General features: G+C 58.2%; 9 protein-coding genes. 7 read left to right on the forward strand and 2 right to left on the reverse strand.

The window, feature by feature from the left end; all coding sequences use genetic code 11:
* The first annotated feature begins 160 nt into the window (after positions 1 to 160).
* The 7 genes from HQL63_14470 to HQL63_14500 all read left to right on the forward strand — a co-directional run bounded on the left by HQL63_14470 (position 161) and on the right by HQL63_14500 (position 10,242).
* Positions 161 to 967 (forward strand): methyltransferase domain-containing protein, encoded by an 807-nt coding sequence (locus HQL63_14470; protein ID MBF0178030.1) that lies wholly within the window; start codon positions 161 to 163, stop codon positions 965 to 967.
* A gap of 26 nt (positions 968 to 993) precedes the next feature.
* The gene (locus HQL63_14475) at positions 994 to 1,881 is read left to right on the forward strand and encodes an alpha/beta hydrolase (protein MBF0178031.1); all 888 of its coding nucleotides are present in this window, start codon (positions 994 to 996) and stop codon (positions 1,879 to 1,881) included.
* A gap of 186 nt (positions 1,882 to 2,067) precedes the next feature.
* Positions 2,068 to 3,810, forward strand: a complete 1,743-nt coding sequence (locus tag HQL63_14480; protein ID MBF0178032.1) for a caspase family protein — start codon at positions 2,068 to 2,070, stop codon at positions 3,808 to 3,810.
* 284 nt (positions 3,811 to 4,094) lie between these two features.
* The gene (locus HQL63_14485; GenBank protein MBF0178033.1) at positions 4,095 to 6,638 is read left to right on the forward strand and encodes a caspase family protein; all 2,544 of its coding nucleotides are present in this window, start codon (positions 4,095 to 4,097) and stop codon (positions 6,636 to 6,638) included.
* 307 nt (positions 6,639 to 6,945) lie between these two features.
* Entirely contained in the window at positions 6,946 to 7,995 is a 1,050-nt protein-coding gene (locus tag HQL63_14490; GenBank protein MBF0178034.1) for an NAD(P)-dependent oxidoreductase, read from the forward strand.
* A 199-nt stretch (positions 7,996 to 8,194) separates the two neighbouring features.
* Complete coding sequence (gene speB / locus HQL63_14495) at positions 8,195 to 9,070, forward strand: agmatinase (GenBank protein MBF0178035.1); 876 nt, start codon at positions 8,195 to 8,197, stop codon at positions 9,068 to 9,070.
* Entirely contained in the window at positions 9,067 to 10,242 is a 1,176-nt protein-coding gene (locus tag HQL63_14500; protein ID MBF0178036.1) for an HD-GYP domain-containing protein, read from the forward strand. The genes speB and HQL63_14500 overlap by 4 nt, the downstream gene beginning before the upstream one ends.
* Positions 10,243 to 10,270: 28 nt before the next feature.
* Here HQL63_14500 and HQL63_14505 read toward each other — a convergent pair whose 3' ends face one another.
* Both HQL63_14505 and HQL63_14510 read right to left on the reverse strand, forming a co-directional pair.
* The gene (locus HQL63_14505) at positions 10,271 to 10,864 is read right to left on the reverse strand and encodes a hypothetical protein (GenBank protein ID MBF0178037.1); all 594 of its coding nucleotides are present in this window, start codon (positions 10,862 to 10,864) and stop codon (positions 10,271 to 10,273) included.
* Between the two features lie 95 nt (positions 10,865 to 10,959).
* The gene (locus HQL63_14510; GenBank protein MBF0178038.1) at positions 10,960 to 11,220 is read right to left on the reverse strand and encodes a hypothetical protein; all 261 of its coding nucleotides are present in this window, start codon (positions 11,218 to 11,220) and stop codon (positions 10,960 to 10,962) included.
* Between the last annotated feature and the right edge of the window lie 363 nt (positions 11,221 to 11,583).

The raw sequence follows: 11,583 nt of genomic DNA on the forward strand, positions 1-11,583 counted from the left end.
TGCCCCAGACCCCACTGGGGGATGAATCCCCCAGACCCCCTCTTTTTTTTCAATCCTTTTTTTGGACACTCCATTGTTATCACTCCCCACGCACGTTTTTCGTTCCCTTTGGGAAAGACCTCCTCGTGACATATTTCGCTCCCTGCGGCGGCGTTTTTTCATGCCGGCGGATGCGGAACGTTATGATCTGGACGCTGTATTCACCTCGCCAAAATATTCCCGGACCCAACGTCCGTTCGATTTTCTCAATCGCTACCAGATGATTATCCGCCGGGTGCATCCCGACTGGGATCCGCTTGATTTTTCCGGGAAGCGGGTATTGGAGTTGGGGTGCGGCCCCAATCTGGGGTGGGGGCCGCTGGCCGTTTTTCTGGGATGTTCCGCCTACGTCAGCACCGAGCCCATGTTCCATGCCGGCGTATGGGACCATCCGTTGTTTGAAAGGCCCTATCTTTTGGGGTGTTTTCGGGATTTTACCGGTTTATTTGGCCCGCGCATGGCGTTTGCGGAGTTTTGCCGCCAGGTGCGGGAACGCATCACCGTGACGACGGATACCCGCCTCCAGGAGAAGCTGGGGGGGCGTTTCGACATCATGTTGTCCAATTCGGTTCTGGAACACATCACGCCTCTACAGGAGAGCGTGGTGGCTTTGCGGGACTGGACGGCGCCAGGTGGACGTTTTTTGCACTGTGTCGATTTTGGCAGTCACCGTCCCTTGCCGCATCCATTGCAGGGACTTTTCACCATGGAGCCGGAGCGTTATTTCCAGAAGCATGGGCGGCATGTCAATTTGTTTCGGGCTTCGGATATCCTTGAATTTTTTCGCCAGGCGGGATTTGATTGTCAGCTGACCCCCTACTACAGCGCACGGGAGTATTACCCGGACACCATCCATCCATATTGGCGTGATCGTTATGACCCGGAGATTTTGTTTTTGAAGGTAGGGATTTTTCATGGTGGGATTTGACCTGACTCGAAGGGGTGAATCCGGGCATGACGGGCGTTCCGACAGCAGCGAACCGCGACCACCGGGTGGGGGGAGGCTGCGCCGTTGCGTGGGGGGGTATCAAGGCGATGCTCCTGGCCATGGCTGGTGGATGTTTTTTTTCGGCGGCCTGCTCCTTCATGCCCCTTGAACGCGCCACCGAGGTGGCCAGGATGGGCGGCATGCTCCCTTTTCCCCTGGAGGTACGGGGGTTTCGTTTGACGACTTTTTTGAAGCAGGGCAGTTCGGCGCCCGATCCTTTGGTGCTGTACCTGGAAGGGGACGGCATGGCGTGGCTGGACAAGCACACCCCGGCGCACGATCCCACCCCGCGCCATGCAACTTTTCTCCAGCTTGCGGCGGCAGACTCTTCACCGGATGTTTTGTACATGGCCCGGCTTTGTCAGTATGCCGGTCGCCGCTCCCCCGGTTGCCGCGTGCGCCATTGGACGACCCATCGCTATGCCGAAGAGGTGGTGAACATCCATGATGAGGCGCTGGATCAGGTCAAACGTGTGACCCAGGCCCGTTCGTTGGCCCTGGTTGGTTATTCGGGAGGGGGCGCCCTGACGGCCCTTTTGGCCGCACGTCGGCAGGATGTGGTCTGGTTGGTGACCGTGGCGGCCAATCTGGATCTGGATGCCTGGACCAACCATCACGGCGTCTCGCCCATGCCCGACTCCCTGAATCCGGTAGCGTTTGTTGGTCGTCTCCAGAATTTGCCCCAATGGCACTTTGTGGGTGACGGGGATCAGGAGGTGCCCGAGTCGGTGGTTCGTTCTTTCACCGCCCGTTTTCCCCCGGGTGCTCCCGTACACCTGCGTGTTCTGAAGGGGGTTGACCATGCGTGCTGTTGGATGGATCCTGTGTTGCGGGAAATACGTGAAAAACGGTAACCATTCACCACCCGGCGACGCATCGGGGTCCAGGGGGCTGGCTCCCTGGCAGGTCCAGGACAGCGTCCTGGTGGGGTTCGGGGCGAAGCCCTGACAAGGGCTTTCATGTCCCAGCTTTTTTTTGGAAAGGTGCTGACCAGTTGCCTGAATGGTCGCCTCTCCGCTCACCAAAACGGAGCCAAAGTCATGAGTCATGCCTGGTTGAAGGATGCGCACTTGGGGTCGTTGTCGCGATGGATGGTCCTTTTTTCCATCTTTTTCCTGTACATGCCACCTTTGCACGCCGACACCTACGCCTTGGTGATTGGCATCAACGACTATAAAAATTTTGGCAAACTCGATGGCGCCGTCAACGACGCCAACGATGTGGCCGACGCCTTGCGCCAATATCGCGCCAAAGAGGTGATCAAGTTGTTGGATGGTGACGCCACCCGTGACCGCATCACGGCGGCCTGGAAGGAGATTGTCGGCAAGGCCAAACCAGGGGATCTGTTGTTGCTCCACTATGCCGGGCATGGTTCGCAGCAGCCTGAAAGGATTCCGGGCTCCGAACCTACCGGCAAGGATTCGTTCTGGCTGATGGCGGATTTTGCCTCCTCAGGTCCAGCCACCCATGAGCGCATTCTCGACAACGAGGTGAGTGACATGCTGTTGGCGGCGAAAGAATTTCAGGTGGTCATGATTTCCGACTCCTGTCACTCCGGGACCATGACCCGGGGCTTGGGTAGTCCGAGAAAACTGAAGACCCGGGCCGTACCTTTGCAACGCATCAAGAATGATGCTCTGCCCCCGCCAACGGCACAGAAGAGGATCTCCGATGCGGAGCTGGCCCATGTTGTTTTTTTTGGGGCTGTTCCAGACACCGAGGAGGTGCCGGAAGTCACGATCGGCGACCAGCAGCGGGGCGCTTTGAGTTGGGCCATGGCCAAGGCGTTTCGCGGTGAAGCCGATCTGAACCGCGATGGCCAGGTGACCAAGGAGGAGTTGGAAAAATTTGTCCGGGAGAGCGTGCGCATGGCGACGGATGGCATTCAGCATCCACAGGCCAGGATTGTGACCCGGTCAGGGGCGTTGCTCTCTTTCAACGATGCGGAACCGGCGCGTGAAACCAAAGCGGAGCAGGAACCGGCGACCCATGCCAACGAAGGGATCCAAGGTTCACCCGATGCCGAAACGACACTGGCCGCCATACCATCTCCCACGCTCAAGCTGTTTATCAAACCCGCATCCGGCAGGGACGGCACCCGTGCCTTCGGGCGCGTCGCTGCACAAACCCAAAGCGCCTCGCCCACAGGAGGATTCCAGCCGGATACCACGTTGCTCAAAGGGATCAGGGTGGTTCAGAGCGAAGAACCGGAGGCCTGGATGCTGGATGCGGCCAGCGGGCAACTCTACTCGCCCCTTGGGGATGTATTCCATGCCCTGGACAAAGGCAGCTCTCCTTCCGAACAGGCCGCAGCGCTCAACCTGGTATTTGACAAGGTCAAACTGGTGGAAAGGATCAAGGAGTTGAGCCGACGCACCGAACCGATGGCCATGGCTCTACAGCCCAACGATAAGCTGCACCGTCTGGGGGAGCTGTTGACTTTTTCGATCAGCAACCTCAAACATCCCTACTTCACCTTGATCAACCTTGGCTCGAACGGAACCGTCAACTTTCTCTACCCTCACCCCGAAAGCCCCTACAACGACCCTTTGACCGTGCAGACCGGCAAACCCTATGAACTTCCCCTCAAGGTGCAACCACCTCTGGGAGCGGATCACTTCATCGCCATCACCTCGCCAAAACCACTGACGGAACTCCACGACGGACTCAAGGCCCTGGATGGCCAGCCGAATGCGGACAAGGCTGCCAGCATCCTGGAACGCCATCTGCCTTCCAACCTGGGTTGTCAAATCGGGGTCCATGGTGTTTTTACCGGGGAGTGAAACCGTGTCTGGCATGAGCAAACGTGGATGGCAGATGGTGGCCGGAGGTGGTATGCTCTTCCTCACCCTGGCCGTATCGGCTGCGACGGCAGGCGCAGCGCCCATCGCAGGCCCCGTGATGCAGACGGAGAGGGCCATCCAGAGCCATATTCGCGCATCTTTCAGGCCGGTACGTCCGAAGGCCGTTTTTAGAAAAACAGACGCATCCCCCAATCGGTTCCCAGGAGCGGGACACGCCCCGGGTTCCAGCACCCTTCCGAAAGAAATCATCGATAGGAATTGACATGCGCAAATGGTTGGTGTTGACCGGTTTGGGCGCGGCGCTGCTCCCCCTGGCTGCTCCGGGGTATGCCGGGCCTTTTGGTTCGTTCAATCCATCACGGCAGATTATCAACGCCGTTCAATCCAACATTCGTCAGGCTTTCAAACCCACCTTCACCATCCGGTCCCGCCATGCGGTGGAGATGAAAAATGTGGTCTTTTCCCCGGATGGAGGATGGGTTGCGGCGGCGGCGGCCCATGGTACAGTCCATCTCTGGGAGACCACCACCGGGCAAAAAGTGACCGATCTGTCGTCCGGTCCGACAACCCGGATACTTCTTCTGTCATCCGGAAATGCCACGCGCGGGTTTGCCCGGGTCGAGCCGAAATCTTCCGCAGCCGGGGAAAAACCGGGTCTGCCATCGTCGGAGTTCACGGCTGATGGGGAGCGCCGGGATCGTCCGCAATTGGTGACCGGTGATGGCGACGGCGCTGTCACCCTCTGGGATACCGTCCAGAATACCCGAATCCGCACCCTGCACGGTCTTGACGAAGAGGTTATCGGGCTGGCCGTTCTGCCCGGAGGCCGTCTTCTGGCCACGGGGAAAAAGGGGAGCCTGAAGATATGGCATCTGGATTCAGGTGAGAGTGCGGAGGCGCTGCCCGGTTTGGGCCGGGACATTCGTGAGCTGAGCGTTGCTCCCTCCGGCAGGCAGGCTGCCGTGGTGGCGGATGATGGGCAGCTTTTGCTCCTGGACCTGGCCACGGGCAAAACCGTGGTCACCCTCGCTGAACGGGACGGCGTCGCTCTGGCGTGGAGCCCGGATGGCGCCAGCGTCGCCGGGGTTTTGGCCGGGGGTTCCCTGATCGCCTGGAACGTTGCCGACGGCGCGGAAAAATGGCGCACCAAAGAGGATTTTACCCCCAAGGTCATGGCCTTCAGTTTGGATGGGCGCTATCTGGCGGTGGCCGATGACGCCAACGCCATCCGTGTCTGGACAGTCGGAACGGGTGGGGGAGGGCGGGGGTTTGGCCGCGTCGATCCCACTGCGGCCAAAACGGAAACTTCCCAGCCGGATGCCGCTTCCTCCGCTGCCACGGATGCCACGGATACGGCGTCACCGGGGCCGCCCCAACTGTTGCAGGGGAGCCAGAAGGGGATCAACGCTTTGGCCTTTGCCCCGGGAGGCCAGGGCATTCTGGCCAGCGCGGGGGATGATCGCATGGTACGCTTTTGGTCCGGCAGCCGGGGCGTGGAGATCACCCGGCTCGTGGCCATGCGTACCGGATGGGCCGCCGTGACGCCCGAAGGGTTCTTCGACGGCACCCTCGATGGAGAGACCGAAGATCGCCTGGATGCGATCAGCTGGGATGTGGACAACCGCTCCTTCAGCGTCGATGGCTTCCTGGAGAGCTACTACCGCCCCGGTCTTCTCGGGCATCTGCTGGCCGGCGAAAAAATGTCTACAGGAACCCTGCCCAACGTGTCGGAAGGGTTTACACCCCCACCCAAGGTCACCCTGGAGTTGGGAGAGAACGATCCCGCCAACCATAAAATCACGATATTGGCGACGGTGGAGGATCAAGGCAGCGGCGTTGACGAGGTGCGCCTGTTCCACAATGGCAAGGTGATCGATCCCGACCTCGCCGAGGAGACGGGCAGAACCCGCAGTGCGCAAAACGAGATTCGCAAGCTGCGTTTCACCGTGCCCATGGTGGCTGGTTCCAACTCCTTCCAGGGTTTGGCCTTGAGTCGGGACCGTATCGAAAGCGAAACAGCCAGCATCCTTTTCAACCACCCTGACGAAGACCCTGGCGCGGCCTCGTTGCACCTTTTGGTGGTCGGCATCAACAATTATAAAAACAGACAGATGAACCTCAATTTTGGCGTTCCGGATGCCAAAGGGGTGCGGGACTTTTTTACCACGGCCCGGATTTCAGCCGCCAGTCGGACCCTGGTCGACACCCTTTTCGATGCCCATGCCACGCGTGAGGCCATCACGCAGCGCCTGGATCTTTTCAAGAATACCGCGCCCCAGGATACCGTGGTGATCTACCTCGCCGGACATGGCGAAGCCGAAAAAGATGCCTGGTATTTCATCCCTCACGAGGTCGATTTTTCCGATGTTGGCCGGTTGCAGAGTGTCGCTGTCTCCTCAGCCCTCCTGAAACAATCCATAGCCCGCATCGGGGCGCGCAATGTTGTTCTGATGCTGGATGCTTGTAAATCCGGTGCTGCCGTGGGTCCATTTTCCGGTCTGGCTGAGCACCGTCCCATGGCCACGCTCTCCCGCGCCACCGGCACGCATGTCGTTGCCGCCAGCACCGGAACACAATTGGCCAACGAGCTGGATCTGCTGGGCCATGGTGTCTTCACCTATGCCCTGCTGAAGGGTCTCAAGGGAGCCTCCGACACCTCGCCACATGACAACCGGATCCAGATCAAGGAGTTGATGACCTATCTGCGCACCCAGGTTCCCATCCTGACCCGCCAATACAAGACCGGGCTTCAGGATCCGGTGATCAACATGCGCGGCGAAAATTTCACCATGATCGATCTGCAATAGGGTGCCTGGATGCGGCAACCATGCGCCACCCTTGCAAGAAAAGCCTGGATGTGAAAGCCTTTGTCAGGACTTCGCCCCGAACCCCACCAGGACTCCGTCCTGGACCCCGATTCTTGGACATGAAAGCCTTTGTCAGGGCTTTGCCCCGAACCCCACCGGGGGGCTCTGCCCTGGACCCGCCAGGGCTCTGCCCTGGACCCGCCAGGGCTCTGCCCTGGACCCGCCAGGGAGCCAGCCCCCTGGACCCCGATTCGTGGCCGGGTGGTGAATTGTTACGACGATGATTATGAATACAAAACCTGGGAAGCTGGACGAACCTCTGGCCATAACCGGCGCCACCGGCTGGTTGGGGCGGGGCCTGGTGCGCGCCTTGACCCTCGGCCTGCCGGATCGACCGGATCTTCTGGCCCCTGATCCAACCCGTTCCCTGCGCGCCCTGATCCTGCCGGACACGGCTGCGGATTTGCCACAAAACCTCCCAGGCCTGGTAGCGCTGGAGGGGAATCTGTGCGATCCGGCCAGTTGCCTGCGCCTGCTGGAGGGCATGCGGGGGGGGACGTTGTTTCACACCGCTGGCGTGATCCATCCGCAACGTGTACAAACCTTCTTCGCCATCAACGTCACGGGCACCCGCAACCTGCTGGAGGCAGCAGCCAGGGCCGGCCTGCGCCGGGTGGTGGTGGTCTCCTCCAATTCTCCCTGCGGCGTCAACCCCCACCCAGATCATCGTTTCGATGAAGAGTCCCCCTATCGTCCTTACATGAACTATGGGCGGTCGAAAATGTTGATGGAGCAGGAGGCCCGCCGCATCGCCGCCCAAACGGGTCTGGAGGTGGTGTTGATTCGGGCCCCCTGGTTTTATGGTCCCGATCAACCCCCGCGCCAAACGCTGTTTTTCCAGATGATCCGCGATGGCAAGGTACCCATCGTCGGCCATGGCAACAACCTGCGCTCCATGGCCTATATAGACAACCTTTGTCATGGGTTGCTGCTGGCGGCCATGGTTCCTGCGGCGGCAAACCAGACTTATTGGATTGCCGATCAGCGTCCCTACACCATGAACGAGATAATTGACACTGTGGAACGGCTGCTGGAAAATGAGTTCGGTCAGACCTGCCGCCATCGCCGCGTTCGTTTGCCGGGGTGGTTGGGAGAGGTGGCCAGACTGCTGGACTGGGGGCTGCAAGGGATGGGGCTGTATCACCAAAAGATCCATGTCCTCTCCGAGATGAATAAAACCATTGCCTGTCGTGTCGAAAAAGCCTGCCAGGAGTTGGGCTACCGACCGGTTGTGGATCTGGAAGAGGGCATGCGGCGCAGCTTGACCTGGCTCTTTTCCCGCAGTCCGAATTTTTAAAAAATGGTGTAACTATTCAGCACCCGGCAACGAATCGGGGTCCAGGGGGCTGGCTCCCTGGCAGGGCCTAAGACGGTGTCCTGGTGGGGTTCGGGGCGAAGCCCTGACAAAGGCTTTCGTATCCAAGCTTTTCTTGAAAGGGTGCTGAATAGTTACAAATGGTGCAACTATTTTTCAATACTTTTTTTGGGTGTGATCCATGATCTTTGGCGGTGTTTCCCAATCTCCCTTGTCCACATCACCGGTGGTGATTCTCCCGATTCCCTACGGTGCCACCCTGACCTATCGGGCTGGCGCTGCCGAAGGCCCGGCAGCCCTGCTCGCCGCTTCCGGACAGATGGAACTCTTCGATGATGAATGGGGCGAAGAGATCATCGATATTGGCATACACACCCTGCCCGCCCTGGAGCCCAATCTGGCCACTCCCGAAGCGATGATGGAGGATATACGCGCAGCAGCCATGCCCCATATCCAGGCTGGGCGCTTTCTCGCTGCCATCGGTGGCGACCACTCCATCACCGTCGGCCTGTTGCGCGCCTACAAGGAGCACTTTGGGACAGGGTTTTCCATCCTGCAACTCGATGCCCATGCCGACCTGCGCGAAAGTTACCATGGAACGCCCTTTTCACACGCCTGTGTCATGTATCAGGCGGCGGAGATGGGTTTGCCCTTTGTCCAAGTGGGTATCCGCTCTCTGAGCGGGCCGGAGTGGCGGTTGATCCAACAACGTGATTGGGAAAAAAACATTTTCTGGGCACGGCATATCGTTCCGGCGATGCAGCGCCAGGATGATGCCTGGATGACCGCCGTGGTGGAAAAGCTGGCTCCCCAGGTCTATGTCACCTTCGACCTGGACGGTCTGGACCCTTCGGTCATGCCCGCCGTGGGTACGCCGGAGCCCGGCGGCATGGACTATTGGACCGTGCTGCGCCTGCTGCGCCGTGTCGCCCGGGAACGCCAGGTCATCGGTTTTGACATCAACGAGTTGTCACCGATTCCTGGGCAACCGGCAGGTGAGTTTGCAGCCGCCAGGATTCTTTACAAGATGATCGGCTACGCAAAAAAGGTCATATGAACTCTTCCCGGCGGATTGTGCCGCACCGTGAACTCCTGGCTAAAACCCCGATTGGGGTTGCAGTTGCCTTATGGTTCAGGAAACCTTTGATTCGCAAGTTGACGGATCAGGAAGGGTACGCCGATGTTCGGGAATTGACCCCGGGCGAACTCCGGGACCGGACGTTTTGGAATGGCGAGGGAGCCCCCGTCATTTTGATCATGGACAGTTACTTTGTTGAGAATCAGTTGGGTGGTTACAAAACTATCGCGGGAGAAACGGGAAAAGCTCTTGATTTGGCTTTTCCGGACCATGAGGATTCCTGGCCCTGGTGTCTGATCGTCGGCGAAACGGAATCGCCGACGCTTTTAGTTCGTGATTCCCGTGGAGCGTTGCGGGCAGTCCAATCACGGTACATGGCTGGCATCGATCTTGACGAGATTGCCCACTTTGTGGGTCAACGGGCGGTGCAGCAGACCCAGTTGGTCACGCTTCTTGATGAACTGATGGCCACGCAGGGAGAGATGGTTTTGCGACTGGCCCGAGCCATCGAGGCGCGGGACGCCACGACAGGCAGCCATGTTCGGCGTTTACAGGATTACGTCCAATTGTTGGCCGAAAAAAGTGGCCTGGTTCCCCAGAAAGAGCTGAACCTTTTGGCTCAGGCGGCGGCACTGCACGATATCGGCAAGTTGGCCATCCCGGATGATATCCTGTTAAAGCCGGGGAAACTTGACGATGACGAACGTGTCACCATGGACGGCCACGCCGAAGCAGGGGCGGAAATTTTGGCTTATCGCGAAGGCGAACACCTGGTGGATGGAGAGCGATTGCCCCTTTTGGAAAGATCCTGCACGGTGGCTTGCAGTCACCATGAAAAATGGAACGGAACCGGTTATCCCCTTGGGTTAAGGGGTTCTCAGATTCCACTTTGGGGAAGGATTGTGGCCATTGTTGATGTTTTCGATGCCATGGTCAGTGATCGGCCCTACAAAAATGGGATGGATTTCGACAAGGTCATGAACCTCATCCAGGCATGGGGATCGGAGGGGAAGGATGGTGGCCACTTTGATCCGGATTTAACAAAAATTTTTGTGGCCGCCAGGGAGGAGGTTCGGGAGATCTACAACAGGTTCAAGGCAGAGAACCTTTCTCCAGAGGCCTCTCGGTGCCGAAAACAGGAACGGGGCTGAACAATGTAGGGGAAATTGTCCGGGTTTGTCACCGTAAACTCAGCAGCCCGTCATAAAAGAAGACCAGCGTGGCGACATCGGCGCCCTCGGTGGCCATGTACTGAAACATGTTTTGTGCCTTCTTCCGCCAGGTTCGCAGGCTCATGACATCAAAATAGATGGCTTTTTGTTCGGCAGTGATCCGGTCGTTTTCATTGGCCAATTGATTTTGTCCTGCCACATATCCGGGATCTTTGTGGCGCAAGAACCACCTGCCTACGACCCAGCCGCACTCCAGGGCAAAGATGTCATTAATATGAAATAAAATCTGTTCATCAATGATGTCGGCTCTTCGGTCGACCGAGGGAGGATCGCTATACCGCAAAGGGCGGAAACGAGCCATGGCCGTCGCGAGGTGTGCCCCAAAGATGATCATGCCATCCGAGTACGGCCAATTTGCATGGCCACCTGCCAGTTTGGCGCACTGCGGATCGGAAATAGCCACCATCCTTTGCTCTGCAAACCGCAGGCAGAAAAGGAAAGATGTCTTGTCCAGTTTGAGATTGTCCGAATGGGCAAGCGACCCCTCGCCGCCCTGGTAGGTCGTCAAGACACACTCGACCACACCATGGAGCTTTTGCACGAGCACAGGGTCCGACCCCAGCGGCAGATCCCGCCGGTATCGGACAGGATTCGTGTACGGGAAAGGTACCTCGTCCGTGGCCAATTCCAGACCACCTAACCTTTTTCGAGCCCGCTTACGTCGTAGAGATCACGAAGCACGCGCTCAGACGAGGCAGCAGTCAAACTTGACGCCGACGGAAAACGGAAACGATCCTCGTCAGCCACCTCCACGATGGGTTCATCGAAGCCTGGGGCGTCCCTGTTCTGATAGCGGGGCAGGTCGCTCTGTTGGATATTTCTGGAGATGGCAAGTTTTCTGCTAACCTTGTCCCTCAGAGAATCAAGGTCGACCGTATCGATAAACCTATTGCTCAACGTATCTCTCCTTCATCAGGTTCAGGCTCCGCAGTGCTTCGCTGGGTTACCGATTCAAGACACCACCACCCTTTCCACTGCCCCGATCCCCAAAGACACAAGACCATCCGTGCCCTTACTGTAACCAGCTGCAAAATCCTTAACAAGCAAAAATAATTCCAGGTCCATATTTTTCAAGCGGTCGTTACGCAAGACCATCCCCCCCCCCTCTGTTCCGATGGTGGCTTAAGATGAGATCTCTGAGTGGTTGAATAAGTAGCTACAAAAAGATATGGATTGGATATGGTCGGCTTTGAGGCAATCTTCTTCGGGTAGTGTCCCAACTTGGTTTATCTGGTAGAATCCACACGAGGTTTCCATGTT

The organism is Magnetococcales bacterium (assembly GCA_015231175.1).
In the GTDB taxonomy this organism is placed as follows: Bacteria; Pseudomonadota; Magnetococcia; order Magnetococcales; family DC0425bin3; genus HA3dbin3.